The organism is Nocardioides sp. Leaf374, from assembly GCF_916862475.1.
Lineage (GTDB): Bacteria > Actinomycetota > Actinomycetes > Propionibacteriales > Nocardioidaceae > Nocardioides > Nocardioides kribbensis.
On record NZ_CAKASO010000016.1, the window covers coordinates 41,773 to 63,211 of the forward strand.

Below are 21,439 nucleotides of genomic sequence, written 5' to 3' on the forward strand. Positions count from 1 at the left end.
CCCTCAGCCGGCCGCCCGGAGGTCGGGCGCCGGTGCCGAGGGGGCGGGGAGGCCGATGCTCGCGTCGTGGCCGCGGAAGTTGCGCAGCCACCACGCCCAGTCCGCCGGCACCAGGCCGAAGGGGTCCTCGTGGCCCAGCTCCCGCGCGGCCCAGACCGGCCAGTGCGGGTTCGACAGGGCGGGCCGGCCCAGGAAGGCCAGGTCGATGGCCCCGCTGGCGATGGCGGCCGCGGCGTTCTGCGGCACGCCGAGGTTCCAGCTCGTGGCGACGGGGATGTCCACCTCGCGCTTGATGCGGGCGGCCCGCTCGAGCATGAAGCCCCTGTCGCCGAGCGGGGGCTCGACCATGTCGTCGGTGTTGAAGCCGATGCTCACGTCGGCCAGGTCGAGCCCGTGCTCCTTCATCCAGCCGATCGCCTCGATGGAGTCCTCGAGCCGGATGCCGTCGGGGTGCAGGTCGTCGACCCCCAGCCGCATGGTGAGCGGGTACTCCTCGGGCCAGACCTCGCGGACGGCGTCGAGGGCCTCGAGCAGGAAGCGCGCCCGGTTGCGCACGCTGCCGCCGTACTCGTCGGTGCGCTGGTTGGCCAGCGGGGAGAAGAAGCTCGCGGCCAGGTAGCCGTGGGCGAAGTGCATCTCCAGCCACTGGTAGCCGGCGTCGAGGGCGCGCCGCGCGGCGTCGGCGTAGCTGCGGTGCAGGTCGGCGATCTCGGCGACGGTGAGCGGGTGGACGGGGTAGGAGTGGTCGCCGCCGTAGGGGATCGCGTCGGGGGCCACGCAGGTCCAGCCGTCGGGGTGGTCGGGCGGCAGCGCCTTCCACGAGCCCTGCTCGTTGACGCCCTTGTGGGGCGGCAGCTCGCTGCCCTTGCGTCCGGTGTGGCCCAGCTGGATCCCGGGCACCGCCCCCATCCGGCGGATCATCGCGGTGACCCGTGCGTGCCCCTCGACCTGCTCGTCGCTCCACAGGCCCGCGCACGACGTCGTGGTGCGGCCGTCGGGGGTGATGGCGACCTGCTCGGGGAAGACCAGCCCGAAGCCCCCGGCGGCCCGGGCGCCGAGGTACATCGTGTGGTAGTCGTCCATGCGGCCGTCGACGGAGTTGTACATCGTCATCGGCGACATCACGATGCGGTTGCGCAGCGTCACGCCCTTCAGTGCGTACGGCGAGAACAGGTCGGCCATGGGTGCCCCTCGGTCCGGCGGTCGGTGGACCTGCAGTCGACCACCCGTGCCGCCGCCCGGGTGTTTCGCCCGTGGCCGGCCCCCGTCACGTTTCCCTCACGGCCTCACGGCCTCACGGCCTCACCGACACAGCCCCGGCCGGGGTCGCGCCCGGGGCGACGGGTGGGTCAGGGGCGCGGGCGGACGCCCGCGAGGTCGGGCTGGTCGCGCAGCCGGCGCAGCCCGCGGTGGCGGGCCACCCGCACCGCGACGGCGCTGATGCCGAGGGCCTGGGCCGTGGTGGCGACGTCGAGCCCGACGACCTCGGTGCAGGCCACGACGTCGCGCTCGCGCGGCGGCAGCCGCTGGAGCACCTGCCGCGCCCAGTCGATCGCCACGCGCGACTCCTCGGGACCCTCGTGGTGGCTCGTCTCGGGCGGGGCCTCGGTGGGGGTGGTGCCGCGGCGGGCGCTGCGCCGGTGCAGGTTCAGCCCGACCCGGCGTGCGATGCCGAAGAGCCATCCCGCGAACTCCTCGTCGTCACCGTCGAACTCCGCGATCCGGCGCGCGGCCACCAGCCAGGCCTCCGCCGCGACGTCGTCGGCGCTGACGGCGGCGTCGCCGGTGGGGCGGGTGCCGAGCCACACCACGAGACGCCCGGCGTGGGCGCGGTAGAGGGCACGCCAGGCCTCGGCGTCGCCCGTGCGGGCACGCCGGACGAGGTCGTCGGTGGGGGTCGTCACCCGAGCGGCCCCGCGTCGCCGACGGAGGTCCGCAGGGGGCCTCGGACGGAGGCGCTGACCGAGGCGCTGGCGGAGGCGCCGACCGACGGCTTCCCGGTCGTCTTCCCGCCCGGCGGGCGGCTCCCGGCTCCGGGAGCGATGTCGGAGGGCGTGGGGAGGTCGCTGGGCGTCGGCACCGACGAGCCGGGCGGTGACGTGCCGGGGGACCCGCCCGGCGACGTCGACCCCGACGGCCGCGGCGACCCGGCGCCGTCGTCCTGAGACTGCGACGGCGGCGCCGGGCTGCTCCCGCTCCCAGGTCCAGGGGGACCACCTGGGCGCGTCGCCCCGCCGGTGGTCGGCGACGGGGACGGTGTGGTGCCGGGCGTGCCCGGGGCGCTCGGCGACGGGGACGGGCCGGGCTCCGGCTCGCCGAGGGGTGAGCCACCCGGGAGCGCGCCGGCGAGCCAGGCGGTCGCGGTGAGCACCGCGGCCGCCAGGGCGGTCACGACCGCGACCCGCCAGCCGCTGCGCGGCAGGTCGCTCGTGCCCGTCGCCCCGCTCTCCCGGGCGAGGAGGGCCAGCTGCTCCACGAACCAGTCCTCGGGCTCGAGGTCGGGCGCCGGGACCCGCAGGTCGCGTCGGTCCATCTCGCCTCCTCGGCTCGGGCTGGGTGCTGTGCCGGCACCCCCTACCTGTCACGGCGGCGGGGCGGCGTTACACGGTGCGGTCCCCGAACCTAGATCGTCGTGCGCTCCCGCGGGGGACTTCACTCCAAGGTGTTGACCATGAACTGGGCGGCGTGGGTGACGTACTCCCAGAACTGCGCGTCCTGCTCCGGGGTGAGGTCGACCGCGTCGAGACCGGCGCGGAAGTGGGTCAGCCAGTGGTCGCGGGCCTCGGGGGTCACGGCGAAGGGCGCGTGGCGCATGCGCAGGCGCGGGTGACCTCGGGTGTCGGAGTAGGTGGTCGGTCCGCCCCAGTACTGCACGAGGAAGAGCAGGAAGCGCTCCTCCGCCGGCCCGAGGTCCTCCTCGGGGTAGAGCGGGCGCAGCACCTCGTCCTCGGCGACGCCCTCGTAGAACGTCGCCACGATGCGCCGCATCGTCTCGAGGCCGCCGATCTCGTCGTAGAACGTCACGGGACCATCCTCGCGCCTCGGGCCGGCGGGCGGCTCACTCGGGGGCCTGCTGGCCCGCCGCGGTCGCCTTCTGCTCCTCGCGGTGCCACACCACGCGCTGGGGGAAGGGGATCTCGATGCCCTCGTGGTCGAAGCGCGCCTTGATCCGCTGGCGCATCTCGCGGGCGATGGCCCACTGCTCGCCGGGGGCCGTCTTGAGCGCGACCCGCACCGAGATCCCGTCGATCCCGAGGTCCTGGACGCCCCAGACCGACGGCTCCTCGATCACGCGCCCCGTGAAGTCCTCGTCCTCCCACACGTCGTGGGCCACGTCCTCGAGCACGCGGCGGACCTTGACCAGGTCCTCCTGGTAGCCGACCTGGATGTCGAGCACCGTGCGCGCCCAGTTCTGGCTCATGTTGCCCACGCGCAGGATCTCGCCGTTGCGGACGTACCAGACGGTGCCGTTGATGTCGCGCAGTCGCGTGACCCGCAGGCTGACCGCCTCGACCACGCCCACGGCCTCGCCGAGGTCGACCTCGTCGCCCACGCCGTACTGGTCCTCGAAGATCATGAAGATGCCGGACAGGAAGTCCTTGACCAGCGACTGGGCGCCGAAGCCGATGGCGACGCCGAGGATCCCGGCGCTGGCGATGATGGGGGCGATGTTGACGCCGATCTCGCTCAGCATCATGGTGCCGACGACGGCGAGCACCAGCCCGGTGATGATCGACTTGAGCAGGCTGCCCATGGTCTTGGCCCGCTGCACCCGGCGCGTGCTCGCGGCGACGTCGGTGCGGGTGGGCGCGCCACCCGCCTTGCCGCCCCGGCCGTGGATGCGCGAGAGGCGCCCGACCCGGTCGGGCAGCACGCCGTCGGCGGCGCGCAGCACGATCCGGTCGACCGCGCGGTGGGCCAGCCAGCGGATCACCAGGCCGAGGACGAAGAGGCCGACCAGGGCCGAGGGCTTGCCGATGACGAGGTCGGAGATCCGGGCCAGGGTGTCGTTGTCGGTCTGGTCGAGCACGAAGTCGCAGACCTGTTGGCCTTCGTCGCAGGGGGGCGTGGCAAGAGCGAACATGGCGCCCAGTAAACACACGTCACCGGGAGTCCTCGACCCGGCGGAGGGGGCTCGTCACCACCCCACCCACCCGTACGCCGTGCCTGCGGCCCGCGCCGCCGGCGGATGTGACCCAGTCGACCCGGTCCGCGTCCGGGTGGGCGTCGGCGAGCCGATATCCTCGTGGTGTGACGCATCACCTCGCCGCCCTGCTCCGTCGGTCCGCCGTGGTCGGCACGACCGCCCTCGTCGGTGTGCTCGGGGGCGTGGCCCTGGCCGGCCCGGCCTCCGCCGACGTGCCGGTCGGCTGGTCCGACCCCGACGCGGTCGACCCGCTGCACGCGATCCTCGTGCTCGGCGGCATCCCACTCCTCATGCTGATCGCCCTCGTGGCGATGATCTACGTGCCGCCGCTGGTGCGGGGCGAGCGGATCGCCCCGGGGGCCCCGCCGGTGCAGAACCAGTGGATCGGCGGTCCCCGCAAGACCACCGCCGAGCTGGCCGCCCCCGACACCGACGAGTCGCAGGCCGGTGGCGCACGTGCCCGCTGGTGACCCGTTCTCCCACGCCGAGCGCGCCGCGCTCGACGAGGCCGTGCGTCGTGCCGAGGAGCTGAGCCGGGTCGAGTTCTCGGTCTTCGTCGGCAACGTCGAGGGCGAGTCGCGGGCCTTCGCCACGCGGCTGCACAACTCCCTGGTCGCTCCCTCGCGCAGCGTGCTGATCATGGTCGACCCGACGCTGCGCGTGCTGGAGATCGTCACCGGCGGCTACGTGCGCCGCACGCTGTCGGACAAGCAGGTCGAGCTGGTCGCGCTGCACATGCAGGCCGACTTCGCCACCGGCGACCTCGTGGGCGGCCTGCGCGCCGGCATCCGGATGCTCGCCGACTACGCCCGCCCGCAGAACACGCTGCACGCCGGCGCCTGATCGCAGCTGGAGCACCGCTCGAGCACCGCCTGAGCACGCAGAAGGCCCCCACCGCGACGCGGTGGGGGCCTTCTGCACGCTGGCCGGGGGTCAGCCCCGGGCGTCGCGCTCCTGGGCGGCGAGGGCGCGGGCGACGTCGGCGCGGCCCTCCGCGACGTAGCGCTTGGCGGCCGGGGGAGCCGGGGTGCGCTCGAGCCAGGCGTCGGCCCGGTCGAGCAGCTCCTGGCTGGCCAGCTGGCGGGGGAACATCGCCTCGAGCGCGGTCGACGCGCGCTTGTTGCCCAGGCGGTCCCACACGTCGTCGGCGGCGGCGAGGTAGCGCTCGACGTAGGGCGCGAGCACGTCGTCCTGGCCCGAGCGCTGGAACGACATCGCCACCGAGCGCTGCGTCTCGTTGGGGGTCTCGGTGGAGACCATCGCGACCTCCCAGGCCTCGGCCTTGGCCTCCGCGGTGGGCCGGGCGGCCCGGGCGGCGGCGGCGTGCTCCTGGCCCGAGATCGTGCGGTCCCGCTCGAGCTCGGCCTCGATGCGGTCCCCGGCGTTGCCGGAGGCGGCCAGCGAGGTGACCAGCGACCAGCGCAGGTCCTGGTCGACGGCGAGACCGTCGATCTCCAGGCCCCCGTCGAGCAGGGCCTCGACGTCACCGACGGCCTGCTCGGAGCGGGCCGCGGCGGCGTAGGAGCGGGCGAAGGTGAGCTGGGCGTCGCTGCCGGGCTCGGCGGCCAGCACCAGCTCGCGCAGGCCCGATTCCCAGCGCGAGCGCAGCTCGTCGCGGTGCTCGGGGGCGGAGAAGGTCGACACGGCCTGGGCGGCGTAGGTGGGGATCCGGCTGACGCCCCAGGCGTCGGTCTCGGCGCCGATGTTGGCCAGGACCAGGGTCACGAAGTCGCGCGCGGCCATCTCGGCGTCGCGGGTCATGTCCCAGGTCGCGCCCCACACCAGCGCGCGGGCCAGGGAGTCGTCGAGCTTGGAGAGCCCGTCGACCACGGTGGCCAGGGAGCGCTCGTCGAGGCGGATCTTGGCGTAGGTGAGGTCGCCGTCGTTGAGCAGCAGCAGGTCGGGCTGGGTCTCGCCGACGAGCTCGGGGATCTCGGTGAGCTCGCCCTCGACGTCGACCTCGACGGTGCGGCGCAGCACCAGGCGACCGTCGCGGTCGTCGTAGAGGCCGATGCCGAGGCGGTGGCGGCGCAGGGTGGGCCAGTCGGGGTGGGCGCTCTGGCGCACGGCCAGGCGGGTGTAGGCGCCCTCGCCGTCGAGCGTGAACTCGGGGGTCAGCGTGTTGACGCCCGCGGTCTGCAGCCACTCCTTGGCCCAGCCCGCCAGCTCGCGGCCCGAGGCCTTCTCGAGCGCGGCGAGCAGGTCCTTGAACTCGGAGTTGCCGTAGGCGTGGTCCTTGAAGTACTGCCGCAGACCGGCCATGAAGTCGTCGAGCCCGACCCAGGCCACCAGCTGCTTGAGCACCGAGGCGCCCTTGGCGTAGGTGATCATGTCGAAGTTGACCTCGACGGCCTGAAGGTCGACGTTGTCGGCCGCGATCGGGTGGGTCGAGGGCATCTGGTCCTGGCGGTAGCCGGTCTGCTTGCGCGCGTTGGCGAAGCCGGTCCAGGAGTCGGTGTACTCGGTGGCCTCGACCTCGGCGTGGTAGCAGGCCCACTCCGCGAAGGACTCGTTGAGCCAGAGGTCGTCCCACCACTTCATGGTCACGAGGTCGCCGAACCACATGTGGGCCATCTCGTGCAGGATCACCGAGCAGCGGAACTCGTAGAACGAGCGCGGCTGGCGGCTGCGCGGGAGGTACTCGTCGCGCAGCGTCACGCAGCCGGCGTTCTCCATCGCGCCCATGTTGTACTCCGGCACGTAGAGCTGGTCGTACTTGCCGAAGGGGTAGGGGAAGTCGAAGGCCTCCTCGAAGAACTCGAAGCCCTGCCTGGTCAGCTTCACCAGCTCCTCGCGGTCGAGGTGCTCGACCAGCGACTGGCGGCAGTAGTGGCCCAGCGGGATGTCGCCGTGCTTGCCCTGGTAGACGTCCTGGACCTCGTGGTACTCACCGGCCACGAGCGCGGTGATGTAGGTCGACATGCGCTTGGTGGGCTCGAACTCCCAGCGCGCCGTGCCGTCGCCGAGGGCGGTGGGGGCGGGCGTGGGGGAGTTGGAGACGACCTTCCACTGCTCGGGGGCGCGCACGACGAAGGTGAAGACCGACTTCAGGTCGGGCTGCTCGAAGGTCGTGAACACCCGGCGGGCGTCGGGCACCTCGAACTGCGAGTAGAGGTAGACCCGGTCGTCGACGGGGTCGACGAAGCGGTGCAGGCCCTCGCCGGTGCGCGAGTAGGTGCAGTCGGCCACCACCACGAGGGTGTTGGTCGCCGCCAGCCCGCCGAGCGCGATGCGGCTGTCGGCGTAGGCCGTCGCGGGGTCGAGCGACTCGCCGTTGAGCGTGATGCTGTGCACCGTCGCGTCGACGAGGTCGGCGAAGGTCTCGGCACCGGGCTCGGAGCAGGTGAACTCGATCGTGGTGGTGGAGGCGAAGGTGGTCTCGCTCGTCGTGAGGTCCAGGTCGACGGAGTACGACGAGACGTCCAGGAGGGCGGCGCGGGTGGCGGCCTCGTCCCGGGTCAGGTTGGTTCCAGGCATGCGCCGCATCCTGCCACCGGCGCGCGGGGTGACGTGCATCGCACCGTGCCGCGGGGTGCTCCACGGTGACGCCGGAGGGGCCTGAGAGGCCGCCGGGACGCGTGGGACGAATGTGAAAATTTGTGACGCACCGGCGTGTCGGTGCTTGACGTGGTGTTACATAGCGCCCCGTGACTCGGCTGCTGCACCACCTCCGACCCGTCCTCGTGGGGTTCGTCGCGCTCGCGGCGGCCCTGGTCGTGCTCCCCGCGGTCTCGGTGCCACCGGCCGCGGCGGCCTCGACGTACCTGTGCACCGGCTACGCCTCGTGCAAGGACGCCGGCTACTCCCACCACGGCTACCGCACCGAGGGCAAGAAGATGTGGTGGCAGATGTACTCCGGCCACAACTGCACCAACTACGTCGCCTACCGGATGGTGCAGGCGGGGATGTCGACCACGCGGCCCTGGGTCGGCGGCGGCAACGCGGAGTACTGGGGCGAGCACCTCGAGGGCCGCACCGACCAGACCCCGATGGTCGGCGCCGTGGCGTGGTGGAAGGCCGACGTGCCGGGCGCCGGGTCGTCGGGCCACGTGGCCTACGTCGAGCGCGTCATCTCCGCCACCGAGATCGTGATCTCCGAGGACAGCTGGGGCGGCGACTTCCACTGGCGTCGCATGACCAAGGGCACCGGGTGGCCCTCGGGCTTCATCCACCTGGCCGACAAGGCCGTGGAGACCACCACCCCGGTCGACACCGAGGGTGCCGCACGGGTGGGGGAGCGGCTCACCGCCCGGACCGGCACGTGGAAGCCCGCGGCGTCGGTGGCCGTGCAGTGGCTGCGCGACGGCAAGGCGATCGCCGGGGCCACCTCGCGCACCTTCACCCCGACCCCGGCGGTGCTGGGCCACCGGCTCAGCGTGCGCGTGACCGCGAAGAAGCGCGGCTACAAGACCGGTGTCGTGCGGTCGGGGTCGACGATGAAGGTGCGCCGCGGGATCCTCGCCAACCCCTCCGCGCCCGACCTGTCGGGCACGCCGCGGGTCGGGGAGACCCTGGCCGCGGTGCGCGGCTCCTTCTCCCCGCGCCCCGACGCCACGACCGTGCAGTGGTACGCCGACGGCAAGCCGCTCGCCGACGCCACCACCGGGCGCCTCGAGCTGCGCCCCGGCCTGGTCGGCCGCACGGTCACCGCCAAGGTGCGGGCCGTGCGCGAGGGCTACCGCCCGCTGGTGGTGGCCGCCGACCCGACCACGGTGCAGCGCGGCCGGATCGGGACCGACGGGACCTTCGCGGTCACCGGCACCACGCGGGTCGGCGAGCGGCTGCGCGTGGAGCGCGGCGCCACCACCCCGCGCGACGCCGACGTCACCTACACCTGGGTGCGCGACGGCCGCCCGATCGACGGCGGCAAGGGCGCGTCGTACGCCGTGCGTGCGGCCGACGCCGGGGCCACCCTGGCGGTCCGTGCCCGGGTCACCCGCCCCGGCTACGAGCCGCGCACCCTCACCCTGCCGGCGCCCGCGCGCATCACCACCCGACCCGGGGTCGACGTCGACCCGGTCGGCGGCCCGCGCCGCGCGGTCGTCGCGGTGCGGGTGGCGGCGCCGGGCGTGCCCGAGCCCGGCGGGCGGGTGACGGTGAGGATCGGCACCCACGAGGAGTCGGCGCGGCTGGTCGCCGGGCGGGCCAGGCTGGTGCTGACGGGGCTCGGCGCGGGGCGCAAGCGGGTCCGTGTCCTCTACTCCGGCACACCCGTGGTCGAGGCGCGCCGCGTGGTCGACGCCGTGCGGGTCACGCGCTGAGCCCGCTGCGGCCGCAGCGGGGCGGAATGTTTCGGCCGCCCGGAGCCTTGGTCCGTCATGACCACCAAGGCTGACTTCTGGTTCGACCCGCTGTGCCCCTTCGCCTGGATCACCTCGCGCTGGATCCTGGAGGTGGAGCAGGTGCGCGACATCGAGGTGACCTGGCGCGTGATGAGCCTGGGCTACCTCAACCAGGACAAGGACATCCCCGAGGAGTACCGCGAGGCCCTCAAGGACGCCTGGGGCCCGGTCCGCGTCGTGACGGCGGTGGAGCAGGCGCACGGGCGCGAGCAGCTGCTGCCCCTCTACACCGCGATGGGCACCCGGATCCACAACGAGGGGCGCGGCGTCAGCAAGGAGGTCGTCTCCGAGGCCCTGGCCGAGGTCGGGCTGCCGGCCGAGCTGGTCGAGGCCTTCGACGACGCCGACTACGACGAGGCGGTCAAGGCCTCGCACCACCTGGGCATGGACCAGGTCGGCGACGAGGTCGGCACGCCGACCATCGCGATCGAGGGCGCTGCCTTCTTCGGGCCCGTCCTGTCGTCGATCCCGCGCGGCGAGGAGGCCGGGAAGATCTGGGACGGCGCCGTCGCGATGGCGTCCTACCCCTACTTCTTCGAGCTGAAGCGCTCGCGGACGGCGGAGCTCGACTTCAGCTGATCGTCCGGCGGGTCGTTGGGCCTGTCGGCTCGACCTGTGGTGCGCGTGTGACGCATGATGTTTCGTGATGTCTCACGCTGATGCAGGTCGCCGCAAGCTGCTCATCGCCGCCGGAGCGGGGGTGGTGGCCGTGCCGGCCATCGCCGCCCTCGCCCGCTGGGGCCCCGGCCAGGAGCCGACGACCCCGGACGGACGGCTCATGCTCTCGGCCGACGACGGCTCCGACGTCGGCGAGCTCGAGGTCGCCCTCGACGACCGACGGCTGCGCCCGGTCGACGCCTCGGGGCGCGTCGTGCAGGACGACGGCGGCGCCGGTGCCCCCTCGGGTCGCCGCGTCGCCGGCGCCGAGACCTGGAGCACCGGCCCGCTGGAGACCACGTCGTTCGCGATGCTGGGCCTCACCTGGCGCGGCAGCGACCCGGTGCTGCGGGTGCGGACCCGCAGCGGTGGTGCCTGGGCCCCCTGGCGCTCGACCCCCGCGCTGGCCGACGGCCCCGACGCCGGCGTCGAGGGCGACAGCTCGCTGCGCGCCACCGACGTGACCTGGGTCGGCCGCTGCGACGGGGTCGAGGTGGCCGTCGACGGCCCCCGCCCCGAGGACCTGCGCCTGGTGCTGCTCGACCCCGCCGGTCGTCCGACCGACGCCAGCGTCGTGCCCGACGAGCCGCCCACGACCGCCGCCGGCGGGTCCTCCGGCGCCTCCGCCGTCTCCGCGACCGTCTCGTCGACCGTGTCCGCGCGCGCCGACGACGGCGCCGACGACCCGGGCGTGGTGCCCGCGGCGAGCACGGCCACGCTGTGGCCCAAGCTCTACTCGCGCAAGACCTGGGGCGCCGACGAGTCCTGGCGCAGCGGCACGCCGACGCGCAACGCCACGCTCCAGCAGGTGCACGTGCACCACACCGTCAACGCCAACGACTACTCCAGGGCCGAGACCCCGGCCCTGCTGCGCGGCATGTACCGCTACCACACCAAGTCGCTGGGCTGGTCCGACATCGGCTACAACTTCCTGGTCGACCGCTTCGGACGGATCTGGGTCGGGCGCGCCGGCGGCCCGGGCCGCAACGTGCGCGGGGCGCACACCCTGGGCTTCAACGACACCTCCACCGGCGTCTCGGTCATCGGCAACTTCGAGACCGCGCGGCCCTCCAAGGCGGTCATCTTCGCCGTCACGCGGGTCGCGGCCTGGAAGCTGGAGATGCACGGACGCAAGCCCGCGGGCACCGCCACGGTGCGCTCCACCGGCAGCGACCGCTACTCCGCGGGCGCCACGGTGAAGCTCCCGGTGATCGACGGCCACCGCGACACCAACGACACCGCCTGCCCCGGCTCGCTCCTCTACGCCCAGCTGCCGCTCATCCGCAAGCGCACCCGCAGGCGGATCGCGCGCTTCAAGGACGGCACCCTCGGGGCCTGACCCCGGCCCCGGGCCGGGTGCTCCCTAGGATCACCCCATGAGCACCGTGCTGTCCGCAGTCGCCTGGCCCTACGCCAACGGCCCCCGCCACATCGGCCACGTCGCCGGGTTCGGCGTGCCCTCCGACGTCTTCTCCCGCTACATGCGGATGGCCGGCCACGAGGTGCTCATGGTCTCCGGCACCGACGAGCACGGCACCCCCATCCTCATCGCCGCCGACGAGGCCGGGGTGAGCCCCCAGGAGCTCGCCGACCGCAACCACCGCGTCATCGCCGAGGACCTCTGCGCGCTCGGCGTCAGCTACGACCTCTACACCCGCACCAGCACCCGCAACCACCACGCGGTGGTGCAGAAGCTCTTCCTCGGCGTGCACGCCAACGGCTACTTCGTCGAGCAGACCACCTACGGCGCCATCTCGCCGTCGACCGGCCGCACGCTGCCCGACCGCTACATCGAGGGCACCTGCCCCATCTGCGGCGCCGGCGGCGCCCGTGGCGACCAGTGCGACACCTGCGGCAACCAGCTCGACCCCCACGACCTCATCGACCCGCGCTCGAAGATCAACGGCGAGACCCCGGAGTTCGTGGAGACCCAGCACTTCTTCCTCGACCTGCCGGCCCTGGCCGAGGCCCTGGGGGAGTGGCTCGACGGCCGCGAGGCCACGGGCCTGTGGCGGCCCAACGTCATCCGCTTCAGCCAGAACATCCTCAAGGAGATCCGTCCGCGCGCCATGACGCGCGACATCGACTGGGGCATCGCGGTGCCCCTCGAGGGCTGGCGCGACAACCCCACGAAGAAGCTCTACGTGTGGTTCGACGCCGTCATCGGCTACCTCTCGGCCTCCATCGAGTGGGCGCGCCGCACCGGCGACCCGGAGGCCTGGCGCCGCTGGTGGAACGACCCGGAGGCGCTGTCGTACTACTTCATGGGCAAGGACAACATCACCTTCCACAGCCAGATCTGGCCCGCCGAGCTGCTGGCCTACTCCGGCAAGGGGAGCAAGGGCGGCGAGCCGCGCGAGTACGGCGAGCTCAACCTCCCCACCGAGGTGGTGAGCTCGGAGTTCCTCACCATGGAGGGCCGCAAGTTCTCCTCCTCCCAGCGCGTGGTCATCTACGTGCGCGACCTGCTCAGCCGCTACCAGCCCGACGCCTTCCGCTACTTCGTCGCCGCCGCGGGGCCGGAGAACCAGGACTCCGACTTCACCTGGTCGGAGTTCGTGCGCCGCACCAACGACGAGCTCGTCGCCGGGTGGGGCAACCTGGTCAACCGCACCGCCACCCTCATCGCGAAGAACTTCGGCGAGCTGCCCGCGGCCGGGCCCCTGGAGCCGGCCGACCAGCGCCTGCTCGACTCGGTGGAGGCCGCCTTCGGCGTCGTGGGCGACCTCATCGGCCGGCACCGCCAGAAGCAGGCCATCGGCGAGGCGATGCGCACCGTGGCCGAGGTCAACAAGTACGTCTCCGACACCGAGCCGTGGAAGCTGAAGGGCGAGGAGCAGCGCGAGCGCCTCGCCACCGTGCTCCACGTCGTGGCGCAGTGCGTGGCCGACCTCAACCTCGTCCTCGCCCCCTTCCTGCCGTTCTCGGCCAACGAGGTCGACAAGGCCCTCGGCGGCGCCGGCACCGTGGCCCCGATGCCGCGCCTGGAGGAGGCCGAGGACCTCGACGGAGGCGCGGGCTACCCCGTGCTCACCGGCGACTACACCGGTGTGCCGACCTGGCGGCGCCACCCGATCGCGGTCGGCACCCCGGTGGCCAAGCCCTCGCCGATCTTCACCAAGCTCGACCCGTCGGTGGTCGACGAGGAGCTCGGGCGCCTCGCGCAGGCGTGAGCCGCTAGGTTTCCGGGCATGACCGCGGGCATGTACCTCCCCACCTTCTTCGTGAAGCAGAAGTTCGCCATGACGACGAACCGCTACGAGCTCTACGCCGCCGGCCCCGACGGCTCCTTCGGGCAGCTGATGGGGCTGGCGGAGCAGAAGCGGATGGCCTTCAAGGAGGAGGTCACCTTCTACGAGGACGCCTCGAAGTCGCGGGCGGTCTTCAGCTTCAAGGCCCGCAAGCGCATCGACCTCGGCTCGGGCTACGACATCGTCGACGAGGCCCGCCAGCCGCTCGGCTTCTTCAAGAAGGACTTCGGCGCCAGCCTGATGCGCTCGACCTTCCAGATCGAGGGCCCGGGCTACGCCGGCACGGGCCAGGAGCGCAGCCAGGCCATCGCGCTCATCCGCCGCTTCACCGACATCCCCTTCCTGCCGATCCACTTCGACTTCACCACCGCCGACGGCCAGCCGCTGCTGGGCGTGGAGCGCCAGGGCTCGGTGCGCGACAAGTACACCGTGCACGTGCCCGACCAGCGCGTCGACTTCCGCGTCGCCGCGGCCGTCGCCGTGGGCCTCGACGCCCTGATGCAGCGGTAGGTCCCGCGGTGGTGCTCTTCCCGCAGGCGCGGCGCGCCGTCGAGGCCGCCGCCGGTCAGCCGCGCGTCTTCGAGGCCGGCTTCGACGTCGCCGCCGCCCGGCTCGAGGCCCGCCGTCTCGCCGCCGCCCAGCCGCGCGAGGACGTCGCCGAGGTGCTCGACGTCGACGCCGGCGGCGTGTCCTGCCGGCTCTACCGACCCGCCGGGGCCCGCCCGGGGGTCGTGGTGCACGTGCACGGGGGCGGCTTCGTGATGCACGACGTCGACGTCCACGACGCGGTGGCCCGCCGCCTGGCCGACCGGTCGCGCACCGCGGTGCTCAGCGTCGACTACCGCCGTCCGCCGGAGCACCCGTTCCCCGCGGCGCCCGACGACGTCAGCACCGCGCTGGCGTGGCTCGAGGAGCAGGCCGCGCGACCCGGCGACCCGCTGGGGGTCGCGGGCCCGACGTACGGCCACGGCGACAGCGCCGGCGCCAACCTCGCGCTCGTCGCGGCGCTGCGCCACCCGGGGCGCTTCACGGCCCTGGCGCTGATCTACCCCTTCCTCGACCCGACCGCGTCCTTCGACAGCTACGCCACGGCCGCCGACGGCTTCGACCCCCGCGAGGCGGCCTGGTACTGGGAGCAGTACGCCGCGACCCCGGCCGACCTGGAGCACCCCGACCTCGCACCGCTGCGCTCCGAGGGCCTCGGCGCCCTGCCGCCGACGCTGGTGGTCACCGCCGAGCACGACCCGCTGCGCGACGAGGGCGAGGAGCTGGCCCGCCGGCTGGCCGCCGAGGGCGTGGCGGTTGTCGCCACGCGCTACCTCGGGCAGGTCCACGGCTTCTGGCGTCACGTCGACGTCTTCGACGCCGCCGAGCCGCTGATGCGCCAGGTGGCCGCCTTCCTCGACCAGCACCGCTAGCCCGGCGACGGGGCCGGGAGCCGCTCTGGGAGGATGCGGCCCATGCGCGTGCACCTCGGCTCCGACCATGCCGGCCTCGACCTCAAGGACCACCTCGTCGCGTGGCTGCGCGACCACGGCTACGAGCCGGTCGACCACGGCCCCTTCGTCCACGACGCCCTCGACGACTACCCCGTCTTCTGCCTCCGCGCCGCCGAGGGCGTCGCGGCCGACCGCGAGCGCGGCCTCGACAGCCTCGGCGTGGTCGTCGGCGGCTCCGGCAACGGCGAGCAGATGGCCGCCAACAAGGTGCTGGGCATCCGCTGCGCGCTGGTGTGGTCGGAGGAGACCGCCCGGCTCGCGCGCGAGCACAACGACGCCCAGGTCGTCTCGGTCGGCGGGCGGATGCACACGTTGGAGGAGATGACCCGCTTCGTGGAGGTCTTCCTCGCAGAGCCGTTCAGCGGCGACGAGCGCCACGTGCGCCGCATCGGTCAGCTCGGCTCCTACGAGCAGACCCGCGAGCTGCCCCCGCTGCCGGAGTCGGCGCAGGGCCTCGGCCCCACCGATGCCGCGCACTGATGCCTGAGGGCCACACCCTCCACCGCCTGGCGGCCGACCTCGAGGCGGCCTTCGCCGGGCGCGTGGTCGCGGTGGGCAGCCCCCAGGGGCGCTTCGCCGACTCGGCCGCCCTGCTCGACGGCCGGGTGCTCGCGGGCGCGGAGTCGTGGGGCAAGCACCTCTTCGTCGCCTTCCCCGGCGAGGTCTTCGTCCACGTCCACCTCGGGCTCTACGGCACCTTCGCCGTGCACCCCGAGGTCGCCGACGTGCCCGACCCCGTGGGCCAGGTGCGCCTGCGCCTGGTGGCCGACGACGCGCGCGGCGCGGCGTACGCCGACCTGCGCGGGGCCACGACCTGCGAGCTGCTGACGCGGGCCGGGCGCGACGCGGTCGTGGAGCGCTCGGGGCCCGACCCGCTGCGCCCCGACGCCGACCCCGACCGCGCCTGGCAGCGGATCCGCCGCAGCAGGGCCCCCATCGGCGGCCTGCTCATGGACCAGACGGTGCTCGCCGGCGTGGGCAACGTCTACCGCGCCGAGATCCTCTTCCGCCACCGCATCGACCCGCTGCGGCCCGGCAGCACCCTGCGGGTGGGGCAGTGGCAGGCGATGTGGGACGACCTCGTCGTGCTGATGGCCGAGGGCGTGCGCACCGGTCGCATCGACACCGTGCGACCCGAGCACACCCCCGAGGCGATGGGTCGTCCCGCCCGCGTGGACGACCACGGGGGAGAGGTCTACGTCTACCGCCGTCACGGCCAGGACTGCCTGGTGTGCGGGGCGCGGGTGAGGACCACCGAGCTGGCCGGTCGCAACCTGTTCTGGTGCCCGGGGTGCCAGCGACGGTTCCGCTCGCGCGCGGCCGCGGCGGGCTAGCGGCGGGCCAGCGGCGGTTGGGGCGTGGCGGGCGCGGTGTGGCACGATGTGGCCCGGTCCGACGGCGCTCCACCCTGCCCAGCCAGACGGCGTCACGGCCACGCGGATGTAGCTCAATGGTAGAGCCTCAGTCTTCCAAACTGATTACGCGGGTTCGATTCCCGTCATCCGCTCTCAGGGAGCGTCACGGTCCGCCGGGGCGCCTCTTGGCGGGGCGTAGCGTAGTGGCTAGCGCGCCTGCTTTGGGAGCAGGAGATCGCAGGTTCGAGTCCTGTCGCCCCGACGACAGCCACACCCCTCACCGTCCGGTGAGCAGACCCCCGATTGATAGAGGAGACACCCTGTGAAGAGCGCCGTCGAGACCTTGAGCCCGACCCGGGCCAAGCTGACCGTCGAGGTGCCCTTCGAGGAGCTCAAGCCGAGCCTCGACGCGGCGTACAAGCAGATCGCCCAGCAGATCAACGTCCCCGGCTTCCGCCGCGGCAAGGTCCCGCCGATGGTCATCGACCGTCAGGTCGGCCGTGGCGCGGTGCTCGACCAGGCCATCAACGACGCCCTGCCCAAGAAGTACGTCGAGGCGCTGCAGGAGAACTCCCTCGAGCCGCTGGCCCAGCCCGAGATCGAGGTGACCCGCCTCGAGGACAACGAGCTGGTGGAGTTCACCGCCGAGGTCGACATCAAGCCCGCCATCGACCTGCCGGCCTACGAGGGCCTCGAGGCCGAGGTCGACGACGTCGAGGTCAGCGACGAGGACGTCGAGGAGCAGGTGACCGCCCTGCGCGAGCGCTTCGGCACCCTCAGCGACGTCGAGCGCCCGGCCGCCGACGGCGACTTCGTGGTCATCGACCTCAAGGCGACCAAGGACGGCGAGGTGCTCGAGGGCGCCGAGGTGTCCGGCATGTCCTACCAGGTCGGTCGCGGCGGGATGCTCGAGGGCCTCGACGAGGCGCTCACCGGCATGTCGGCCGGCGAGGACAAGACCTTCTCCTCCCAGCTCGTCGGCGGCGACCTCGTCGGCGAGGAGGTCGAGGTCGCGGTGACCGTGACCCAGGTGCAGGAGCAGGAGCTCCCCGAGCTCGACGACGACTTCGCCCAGGAGGCCTCGGAGTTCGACACCGCCGAGGAGCTCACCGCCGACGTGCGCGAGCGCCTCGGCCGCGGCAAGCGCCTCGAGCAGGCCGCCGCCGCCCGCGACGCCGTGCTGGAGGCCCTGCTGGAGAAGGTCGAGGTGCCGCTGCCCGACAGCCTGGTCGCCGACGAGCTCACCGCGCGCCGGCAGAACATCGAGCAGCAGCTCGCGATGGCCGGCATCACCATGGCCTCCTACCTCGAGGACGAGGAGCAGACCCAGGAGGAGTTCGAGGCCGAGCTCGAGCGCCGCGTGCGCGACGCCGTCGCCGCGCAGTTCCTGCTCGACGAGATCGCCAAGAAGGAGGAGCTCGGGGTCAACCAGGAGGAGCTCTCCCAGCACCTCGTGCGCCGCGCCCAGCAGTCCGGCCAGGACCCGCAGGAGTTCGCGAACCACATGTTCCAGCACAATCACATCCCCGACCTGGTCCAGGAGATCCTGCGCGGCAAGGCGCTCGCGACCCTGGTCGAGTCGGCCGTGGTGAAGGACGCCTCCGGCAACACCGTCGAGCTGAAGAACCTGCGCCCCGACGGCACCATCGGTGAGCCCGAGGCCGAGGTCGAGGCCGCCGACGAGAGCGCCGACGAGGCCACCGACGAGGCCCCCGACGAGGCCCCCGAGGTCACCGAGGCCGACGCGGAGAAGTCCGAGGCCTGAGGCCGACGCCGTCGCCCGGCGACGGCACCGCACCACCCGCTGCACCCCGAGAGCCCGCCGGTCGCGACCGGCGGGCTCTCGGCGTACCCCCGTCTCCCCAGGGGAGTGCACAGGTGTGCACTGACGGGTAGCATGGGCGCCATGAGCCCCGTCCCCGTCACGCCGGCGCCCGGCCCCTCGGTGCTCGACGCCGCCTCGCTGCTGTGCGAGGTGGCCGACGAGCTGGTGGTGCGCAGCGTCCGCGACACCCACGTGGCCGTGCTCGACCGGGTCCACGGCATCGGCCGTGCGGTCACCCACGGCGGGCCGGGGGTCGTGGAGCGGGCCCACCGCGGCATCGCCGGCGGGATCTACGGCGGCCTCAGCGCCGGGCTGCGCGCCGCGTCGACCGGGCTCGACCGGGTCGCCGCCACCGGGGTGGGGCCGCGCCTGGAGTCACGGCCCGAGGGCCGCTTCCTCAGCGCCGCGGTCAACGGCCTCATCGGCGACAGGCTGCTGCGTGAGCGCCCGCAGATGGCCATCCCGCTCGCGGTGCGCCGCGACGGCGGCGACGTGGAGGTCGACGAGGCCGGGCTGTCGGCGGCCTTCCCCGACGCCACCGGGCGCCTCGTGGTGTTCCTCCACGGACTGTGCGAGGACGACTCCTACTGGGACCGCGGGCGCGACGAGGGCCGCCAGACCTACCCGGAGGCGCTGGCCGCCACCGGGTGGACCCCGATCGTGCTGCGGGCCAACACCGGTCTACCGCTGCGGGAGAACGGCGTGGCCATGACGGCGCTGCTCCAGCGACTCGTCGAGGCCTGGCCCGTGCCGGTGACGCGGATCGCCCTGGTGGGCCACTCCATGGGAGGGCTGGTCATCCGCGCCGCCGGCGCGGTGGCGGCCGACCACCCGCAGCCGTGGACGGGCCTGGTCAGCGACGTGGTCACCCTCGGCACGCCCCACCTGGGGGCGCCGGTGGCCAAGGGGGTCGGCCACGGCAGCCGCGGGCTGGGCCTGCTGCCCGAGACCGCCGCCTTCGGTCGGATCCTCGACTGGCGCTCCTCGGGCGTGCACGACCTGGTCGCGGGGCTCACCGACGACGTGCCGCCCTTGCCTCACGCCCGCTACCACCTCGTGGCCGCCACGCTGAGCGAGTCGGAGGGCCACCCGGTGGGCCGCTTCGTCGGCGACCTGCTGGTGCGCCCGCGCTCGGCCTACGGTCGTGACGCCCGCGGGCGCACCCTCTTCCCCGACGCCGACGTGCTCCACGTCGGGCGCACCGACCACTGGGGGCTGCTCAACCACCCCGACGTCCACGGCGCCCTCGCCACCTGGCTGTCGTGAGGCGGCTGGTGTGAGGGCTGACGCCGGGGCCGCCGGCGTGGCAGGCTGCGCGTCATGGATGCCGAGGCCAGTCCTGCGACCGGCGCCGCCCGCGAGCTGCGCGCGGAGGCCTTCGTCGCCGCACCGCCGCAGCGGGTCTGGGCGCTGCTGACCGATCTCGGGGCCATGGCCCGGCGCAGTCCCGAGCTCGTCAGGATGCTGCCGCTCAAGCCCGGGGGCCTGCGCCCGGGTCAGTGGTACGTCGGCGTCAACCGCCGCGGCCCGGTCGTGTGGCCCACCCGGTCGGTCGTCGCCACCGTCGAGGCACCGCGCGTGCTCGCGTGGGACACCCCGTCGAGCGGCGCGCGCTGGATCTGGGAGCTGACCCCGGAGGCGGGGGGCACCCGTGTGGTCCACCGTCGGCCCGTGCCGCGTGCGCTGACCCGGGTCAGCGGGCTGTTCGCGGGTGCCCTGCTGGGGGGCGCGGCCGGGCACGCCGACGAGCTGGAGGCCGGCATGCGCGAGGGCGTCGAGCTGCTCCGGGTCGCCGCCGAGGGCGGCTGAGGCCCCCGCCGGACCCCGCAGGACCCCGTCGGGCGGTCATAAATCCGCTGTCGGCGAACAGGGGTGGATAAGGCGTGGATGTGTCCGTGGCACGGGCTAGGGTCGCCAACGTGAACCAGAACTCCAGCTCCTCGGCGCACGGCCCCACGATGGGCGGGGCCGGGCTCAACGTCCTCGACGACCACATCTACCAGCGCCTGCTGCGCGAGCGGATCGTCTTCCTCGGCTCGGAGGTGCGCGACCAGAACGCCAACGCGATCTGCGCACAGCTCCTGCTGCTCTCGGCGGAGGACCCGGAGGCGGACATCTTCCTCCACATCAACTCCCCGGGTGGCTCGGTCGACGCCGGCATGGCGATCTACGACACGATGAACTACATCCCCAACGACGTGGCGACGGTCGGCATGGGCCTGGCCGCCTCGATGGGCCAGTTCCTGCTCTGCGCCGGCACCAAGGGCAAGCGCTACGCCCTGCCGCACGCGCGCATCATGATGCACCAGCCCTCCTCGGGCATGGGCGGCTCGGCCTCCGACATCAAGATCCAGGCCCAGCAGTCGCTCCACATCAAGAAGGTGCTCCTCGACCTCATCTCCGAGCACACCGGCCAGCCGGTCGAGCAGGTCATCGCCGACGCCGACCGCGACCGCTGGTTCACCGCCGACCAGGCCCAGGAGTACGGCCTGGTCGACCAGGTCATCAAGAGCGCTCGCGAAGCCGCCGACGACGGCCGCCCGGCCCGGCAGAAGGACTGACGACATGAACTACTACATCCCGCAGTGGGAAGAGCGCACCTCCTACGGCTTCCGCCGCATCGACCCCTACGGAAAGCTGTTTGAGGAGCGCATCATCTACCTCGGCACGCCGATCAGCGACGACGTGGCCAACGCCGTCATCGCCCAGCTGCTGTGCCTGCAGTCGATGAACCCCGACCAGGACATCAGCATCTACATCAACAGCCCCGGCGGCTCCTTCACCGCGCTGACGGCGATCTACGACACGATGCGCTTTATCAAGCCCGACGTGCAGACGGTCTGCCTGGGTCAGGCCGCCTCCGCGGCCGCGATCCTGCTCGCCGCCGGCACCCCGGGCAAGCGGATGGCGCTGCCCAACAGCCGCATCCTGATCCACCAGCCCTACACCGAGGGCACCTTCGGCCAGACCTCCGACATCGAGATCCAGGCCAACGAGATCATCCGCATGCGCGAGCTGCTCGAGAAGATGATCAGCGACCACAGCGGCAAGGACATCGAGCAGGTCAGCCGCGACATCGAGCGCGACAAGATCCTCACCGCCGAGGCCGCGGTGGAGTACGGCCTGATCGACTCGGTGCTCGAGTCGCTCAAGAGCCCGGCCCTGGCCTGAGCCACCCCGCTCCACCCGGAGCGACCCGACGGCCACCCTCGTGTCACCGCCCTCGTGGCGGCGGCGGGGGAGTACCGTCGTCGGGTCGCCCCGCCCGGCCCCGGCCGGCGCCCGACCCAGCGGCACACCGCTCCACCCAGCACCCGGCAGACAGCACAGGTAGGACCCCGGCCCCGGCGCCGGCAACGAGGA

20 protein-coding genes and 2 tRNA genes are annotated in these 21,439 nt (G+C 73.2%); 17 read left to right on the forward strand and 5 right to left on the reverse strand.

What is annotated here, in order from left to right:
• Positions 1 to 3 precede the first annotated feature (3 nt).
• The 4 genes from LPA27_RS09620 to LPA27_RS09635 form a co-directional block, all read right to left on the reverse strand.
• A complete protein-coding gene (locus LPA27_RS09620; RefSeq protein ID WP_193661385.1) occupies positions 4 to 1,182 on the reverse strand; it encodes an NADH:flavin oxidoreductase/NADH oxidase in 1,179 nt (392 codons plus the stop codon).
• A gap of 167 nt (positions 1,183 to 1,349) precedes the next feature.
• Positions 1,350 to 1,904 (reverse strand): RNA polymerase sigma factor, encoded by a 555-nt coding sequence (locus LPA27_RS09625; protein ID WP_056903599.1) that lies wholly within the window; start codon positions 1,902 to 1,904, stop codon positions 1,350 to 1,352.
• A gap of 748 nt (positions 1,905 to 2,652) precedes the next feature.
• Positions 2,653 to 3,024, reverse strand: coding sequence for a globin (locus LPA27_RS09630; protein ID WP_156697838.1), 372 nt, complete (start codon positions 3,022 to 3,024; stop codon positions 2,653 to 2,655).
• A gap of 34 nt (positions 3,025 to 3,058) precedes the next feature.
• Entirely contained in the window at positions 3,059 to 4,084 is a 1,026-nt protein-coding gene (locus LPA27_RS09635; protein WP_228942285.1) for a mechanosensitive ion channel family protein, read from the reverse strand.
• A gap of 167 nt (positions 4,085 to 4,251) precedes the next feature.
• Here LPA27_RS09635 and LPA27_RS09640 point away from each other — a divergent pair, with 167 nt between their 5' ends.
• Both LPA27_RS09640 and LPA27_RS09645 read left to right on the forward strand, forming a co-directional pair.
• Positions 4,252 to 4,617 (forward strand): hypothetical protein, encoded by a 366-nt coding sequence (locus LPA27_RS09640; RefSeq protein ID WP_056863732.1) that lies wholly within the window; start codon positions 4,252 to 4,254, stop codon positions 4,615 to 4,617.
• The gene (locus LPA27_RS09645; protein WP_056864551.1) at positions 4,604 to 4,990 is read left to right on the forward strand and encodes a DUF5130 family protein; all 387 of its coding nucleotides are present in this window, start codon (positions 4,604 to 4,606) and stop codon (positions 4,988 to 4,990) included. The genes LPA27_RS09640 and LPA27_RS09645 overlap by 14 nt, the downstream gene beginning before the upstream one ends.
• A gap of 90 nt (positions 4,991 to 5,080) precedes the next feature.
• Here the strand turns inward: LPA27_RS09645 and pepN are convergent, their stop codons facing one another.
• Positions 5,081 to 7,624, reverse strand: coding sequence for an aminopeptidase N (gene pepN / locus LPA27_RS09650; RefSeq protein ID WP_228942286.1), 2,544 nt, complete (start codon positions 7,622 to 7,624; stop codon positions 5,081 to 5,083).
• Between the two features lie 170 nt (positions 7,625 to 7,794).
• Here pepN and LPA27_RS09655 point away from each other — a divergent pair, with 170 nt between their 5' ends.
• The 15 genes from LPA27_RS09655 to LPA27_RS09725 all read left to right on the forward strand — a co-directional run bounded on the left by LPA27_RS09655 (position 7,795) and on the right by LPA27_RS09725 (position 21,247).
• Positions 7,795 to 9,408 carry a CHAP domain-containing protein gene (locus LPA27_RS09655; RefSeq protein WP_228942287.1) on the forward strand — a complete coding sequence of 538 codons (1,614 nt, stop codon included), beginning with the start codon at positions 7,795 to 7,797 and terminating at the stop codon, positions 9,406 to 9,408.
• Positions 9,409 to 9,465: 57 nt separating this feature from the next.
• On the forward strand, positions 9,466 to 10,068 hold the full coding sequence (locus LPA27_RS09660) for a DsbA family protein (RefSeq protein ID WP_228942288.1): 603 nt from the start codon (positions 9,466 to 9,468) through the stop codon (positions 10,066 to 10,068).
• Positions 10,069 to 10,135: 67 nt separating this feature from the next.
• A complete protein-coding gene (locus LPA27_RS09665; protein WP_228942289.1) occupies positions 10,136 to 11,485 on the forward strand; it encodes an N-acetylmuramoyl-L-alanine amidase in 1,350 nt (449 codons plus the stop codon).
• Between the two features lie 37 nt (positions 11,486 to 11,522).
• Positions 11,523 to 13,319: a methionine--tRNA ligase gene (gene metG / locus LPA27_RS09670; protein ID WP_228942290.1), complete on the forward strand. Its 1,797-nt coding sequence runs from the start codon at positions 11,523 to 11,525 to the stop codon at positions 13,317 to 13,319.
• Positions 13,320 to 13,337: 18 nt separating this feature from the next.
• Positions 13,338 to 13,907, forward strand: coding sequence for a hypothetical protein (locus tag LPA27_RS09675; RefSeq protein WP_056863738.1), 570 nt, complete (start codon positions 13,338 to 13,340; stop codon positions 13,905 to 13,907).
• Positions 13,908 to 13,915: 8 nt separating this feature from the next.
• Positions 13,916 to 14,815 (forward strand): alpha/beta hydrolase, encoded by a 900-nt coding sequence (locus LPA27_RS09680; RefSeq protein WP_056903606.1) that lies wholly within the window; start codon positions 13,916 to 13,918, stop codon positions 14,813 to 14,815.
• A gap of 42 nt (positions 14,816 to 14,857) precedes the next feature.
• Positions 14,858 to 15,376, forward strand: a complete 519-nt coding sequence (locus LPA27_RS09685) for a ribose-5-phosphate isomerase (protein WP_228942291.1) — start codon at positions 14,858 to 14,860, stop codon at positions 15,374 to 15,376.
• Complete coding sequence (locus LPA27_RS09690; RefSeq protein WP_056863741.1) at positions 15,376 to 16,230, forward strand: Fpg/Nei family DNA glycosylase; 855 nt, start codon at positions 15,376 to 15,378, stop codon at positions 16,228 to 16,230. The genes LPA27_RS09685 and LPA27_RS09690 overlap by 1 nt, the downstream gene beginning before the upstream one ends.
• A gap of 102 nt (positions 16,231 to 16,332) precedes the next feature.
• Positions 16,333 to 16,403 (forward strand) — tRNA-Gly (locus LPA27_RS09695).
• A gap of 37 nt (positions 16,404 to 16,440) precedes the next feature.
• Positions 16,441 to 16,513, forward strand: a tRNA-Pro gene (locus LPA27_RS09700).
• Between the two features lie 60 nt (positions 16,514 to 16,573).
• Positions 16,574 to 18,016, forward strand: a complete 1,443-nt coding sequence (tig, locus tag LPA27_RS09705) for a trigger factor (protein WP_228942292.1) — start codon at positions 16,574 to 16,576, stop codon at positions 18,014 to 18,016.
• A 141-nt stretch (positions 18,017 to 18,157) separates the two neighbouring features.
• Complete coding sequence (locus tag LPA27_RS09710) at positions 18,158 to 19,342, forward strand: esterase/lipase family protein (RefSeq protein ID WP_228942293.1); 1,185 nt, start codon at positions 18,158 to 18,160, stop codon at positions 19,340 to 19,342.
• A gap of 54 nt (positions 19,343 to 19,396) precedes the next feature.
• Positions 19,397 to 19,885 (forward strand): SRPBCC family protein, encoded by a 489-nt coding sequence (locus LPA27_RS09715; RefSeq protein WP_056903611.1) that lies wholly within the window; start codon positions 19,397 to 19,399, stop codon positions 19,883 to 19,885.
• A 149-nt stretch (positions 19,886 to 20,034) separates the two neighbouring features.
• Positions 20,035 to 20,637 (forward strand): ATP-dependent Clp protease proteolytic subunit, encoded by a 603-nt coding sequence (locus LPA27_RS09720; RefSeq protein WP_056864552.1) that lies wholly within the window; start codon positions 20,035 to 20,037, stop codon positions 20,635 to 20,637.
• 4 nt (positions 20,638 to 20,641) lie between these two features.
• Positions 20,642 to 21,247 carry an ATP-dependent Clp protease proteolytic subunit gene (locus LPA27_RS09725; protein ID WP_056863745.1) on the forward strand — a complete coding sequence of 202 codons (606 nt, stop codon included), beginning with the start codon at positions 20,642 to 20,644 and terminating at the stop codon, positions 21,245 to 21,247.
• Positions 21,248 to 21,439 lie beyond the last annotated feature (192 nt).

What these genes read in the sequence shown, in the direction of transcription:
- LPA27_RS09660 (WP_228942288.1), top strand. Translation starts at nt 9,466, where the DNA reads ATGACCACCAAGGCTGACTTCTGGTTCGACCCGCTGTGCCCCTTCGCC.
- LPA27_RS09675 (WP_056863738.1), top strand. Translation starts at nt 13,338, where the DNA reads ATGACCGCGGGCATGTACCTCCCCACCTTCTTCGTGAAGCAGAAGTTC.
- LPA27_RS09715 (WP_056903611.1), top strand. Translation starts at nt 19,397, where the DNA reads ATGGATGCCGAGGCCAGTCCTGCGACCGGCGCCGCCCGCGAGCTGCGC.
- LPA27_RS09620 (WP_193661385.1), bottom strand. Translation starts at nt 1,182, where the DNA reads ATGGCCGACCTGTTCTCGCCGTACGCACTGAAGGGCGTGACGCTGCGC.
- metG (WP_228942290.1), top strand. Translation starts at nt 11,523, where the DNA reads ATGAGCACCGTGCTGTCCGCAGTCGCCTGGCCCTACGCCAACGGCCCC.
- LPA27_RS09710 (WP_228942293.1), top strand. Translation starts at nt 18,158, where the DNA reads ATGAGCCCCGTCCCCGTCACGCCGGCGCCCGGCCCCTCGGTGCTCGAC.
- LPA27_RS09720 (WP_056864552.1), top strand. Translation starts at nt 20,035, where the DNA reads ATGGGCGGGGCCGGGCTCAACGTCCTCGACGACCACATCTACCAGCGC.
- LPA27_RS09725 (WP_056863745.1), top strand. Translation starts at nt 20,642, where the DNA reads ATGAACTACTACATCCCGCAGTGGGAAGAGCGCACCTCCTACGGCTTC.
- LPA27_RS09665 (WP_228942289.1), top strand. Translation starts at nt 10,136, where the DNA reads ATGTCTCACGCTGATGCAGGTCGCCGCAAGCTGCTCATCGCCGCCGGA.
- LPA27_RS09690 (WP_056863741.1), top strand. Translation starts at nt 15,376, where the DNA reads ATGCCTGAGGGCCACACCCTCCACCGCCTGGCGGCCGACCTCGAGGCG.
- pepN (WP_228942286.1), bottom strand. Translation starts at nt 7,624, where the DNA reads ATGCCTGGAACCAACCTGACCCGGGACGAGGCCGCCACCCGCGCCGCC.
- LPA27_RS09685 (WP_228942291.1), top strand. Translation starts at nt 14,858, where the DNA reads ATGCGCGTGCACCTCGGCTCCGACCATGCCGGCCTCGACCTCAAGGAC.
- LPA27_RS09635 (WP_228942285.1), bottom strand. Translation starts at nt 4,084, where the DNA reads ATGTTCGCTCTTGCCACGCCCCCCTGCGACGAAGGCCAACAGGTCTGC.